The sequence below is a fragment of the Maribacter sp. genome (assembly GCF_049667165.1).
Taxonomy (GTDB): domain Bacteria; phylum Bacteroidota; class Bacteroidia; order Flavobacteriales; family Flavobacteriaceae; genus Maribacter_A.
In genome coordinates this window covers 1-2,303 of the sequence record NZ_JBATHS010000064.1, presented here as the reverse complement: position 1 = coordinate 2,303, position 2,303 = coordinate 1, and the positions used below count along the sequence as shown (strand labels likewise).

At 41.2% G+C, this 2,303-nt stretch carries 3 protein-coding genes; all 3 read left to right on the top strand.

All coding sequences use genetic code 11. The features are described 5' to 3' along the window. Nucleotides 1-750: PstS family phosphate ABC transporter substrate-binding protein (locus WBM98_RS03950; RefSeq protein WP_424364725.1), on the top strand; the 750-nt coding region annotated here is incomplete at its 5' end. 68 nt (nucleotides 751-818) lie between these two features. Beyond that, the gene (pstC, locus tag WBM98_RS03945; protein ID WP_424364724.1) at nucleotides 819-1,697 is read left to right on the top strand and encodes a phosphate ABC transporter permease subunit PstC; all 879 of its coding nucleotides are present in this window, start codon (nucleotides 819-821) and stop codon (nucleotides 1,695-1,697) included. Then, on the top strand, nucleotides 1,690-2,303 hold a 614-nt coding region (gene pstA / locus WBM98_RS03940), incomplete at its 3' end, for a phosphate ABC transporter permease PstA (RefSeq protein ID WP_424364723.1). The genes pstC and pstA, both read left to right, overlap by 8 nt.

Sequence of the window (2,303 nt, the reverse complement as noted above, 5' to 3'; positions counted from 1 at the left end):
GTTTCAGGTACTGGTGGAGGGTTTAAAAAATTCTCTAGAGGGGAAACCAACCTTTCCAATGCTTCCCGTCCTATTAAAGACAAGGAAAAAGCAGCTTGTGAAGAAAACAACATTAAATATTTGGAGTTGGAAGTTGCCTATGATGGCTTGGCTGTTTTGGTACACCCAGAAAATGATTGGGTAGATAGTTTTACCGTTGAAGAACTCAAAAAAATCTGGGAACCTGCTGCACAGGGTAAAATCATGAAATGGAACCAAATCCGTCCGGAATGGCCCAATGAGGAAATTCATTTATTCGGTCCTGGGGTAGCTTCTGGTACCTATGATTATTTTACGGAGGCCGTTGTAGGTGAAAGTGGTTCAAGTAGAGGTGATTTCACAGCTAGTGAAGATGATCATGTTCTCGTACAAGGAATTGCTGGTGACAAATATTCCTTGGGTTTCTTTGGACTTGCATATTATACCGAAAACGAGGATAAATTGAAATTAATTGGGGTACATAACGGGGAAGAAGTGGTTAAACCATCTCTTGAAACGGTCAAAAATGGCACCTACAGACCCTTGTCAAGGCCCTTGTTCATCTATGTAAATAGTACCTCAGTTGCGTCTCCTGAAGTTGTAGAGTTTGTAAACTTCTACATAGATAATGCAGGTGAGTTATCAAAGGATGTGGGCTATATTCCGCTTCCATCAGAAAACTACAGTGCCCAAAAAGATAATTTCAAAACTTTTGTTGAAAGTAACAAATAAGCAAAAGTTTTTTCTGGACAATCAGGCACCTAATTGGGTGCCTGGTTTCCTTATTTAATAGACATTTAATGCGAAAAATCAAAGAATTGATAATTGAAAAGTCACTATTGTCCAGTGCCTTGATTACCATTGCGGTTACCCTTGGGATTATCCTTGTATTGTCTATCGAGGCTTTTCGATTTTTTAGCGAGGTTTCGATTTTTGATTTTTTTACCGATACGCAATGGACACCCCTTTTCACCGAAAAGCATTTTGGGATCATGCCCCTACTGTCGGGCACATTGCTTACCTCGTTTATAGCCATAGCCTTTGCCCTGCCAATAGGACTATCAATAAGCATTTATTTAAGTGAATATGCCCCAAAAAGTTTTCGAAAATCCGTAAAACCCTTATTGGAATTGCTTGCTGCCGTACCTACCGTAGTTTATGGTTTTTTCGCTCTAGTGGTCGTGACGCCATTTTTACAGGAACTGATTCCGAACCTATCGGGATTCAATTCGCTTTCTGCAGGTATCGTTATGGGTATCATGATAATTCCCTTTATATCATCAATCAGTGAGGACGCGTTACATGCGGTCCCCGATTCGCTTCGGGAAGCATCATTCGGTATGGGATCTACAAGACTTCAAACGGCATTTAAGGTGATTGTGCCAGCAGCCTCTTCCGGTATTATTGTTTCCATAATCCTTGCAATTTCAAGAGCCATAGGGGAAACCATGATCGTGGCCATAGCGGCAGGGCAACAACCTAGATTGACGTTGGACCCAACAGTTCCAATAGAAACAATCACCGCCTATATCGTTCAAGTAAGTTTGGGCGATGTGCAACATGGATCATTGGAATACAGGACCATTTTTGCAGCGGGTATTACACTATTCGTCTTCACGTTTTTATTGAACACCTTGAGTTACCGAATCAGAAAAAAATTCCAGGAAAAGTATGAATAATCTTCGTAAGAACAGGCTGAAAGATCAGCTCTTCAAATACTGGGGAATCTTCTGCACCATTATCGGAGTGGTATTGCTCGTCGTATTCATTGGCGATATTTTAATTGATGGGGTACGTAGAATCGATTGGGGTTTCATTACAAATCTTCCCTCCAGAAAACCAGAAAAATCGGGTATTTACACAGCTTTGATGGGAAGTATATGGATTTTGTTCTTTACCACCATAATCGCCTTTCCTATGGGCGTGGCTGCAGGAATATACTTAGAGGAATACAGCAAAAAAAATAAACTCGCCGGCTTATTGGAAATAAATATATCAAACCTGGCAGGCGTCCCTTCCATTATTTATGGATTATTGGGCTTAGAGGTCTTTGTTAGGATCATGAATCTTGGGCCAAGTGTTTTGGCAGGCAGTTTAACCCTTTCATTATTGATACTCCCCATAGTGATTGTCGCTACAAGAGAAGCGATTAAAGCGGTACCTTCTTCAATAAAAGATGCTTCCTTCGCATTGGGCGCGTCTAAATGGCAGACCATATGGCACCAGATTTTACCTGCTTCTGGAGGTGGAATCTTAACTGGGGTGATCTTGGCACTTTCAAGGGC

Bases quoted from the DNA above. Each gene is read 5' to 3' on its own strand.
- pstC (WP_424364724.1), top strand. From the start codon at position 819: ATGCGAAAAATCAAAGAATTGATAATTGAAAAGTCACTATTGTCCAGT.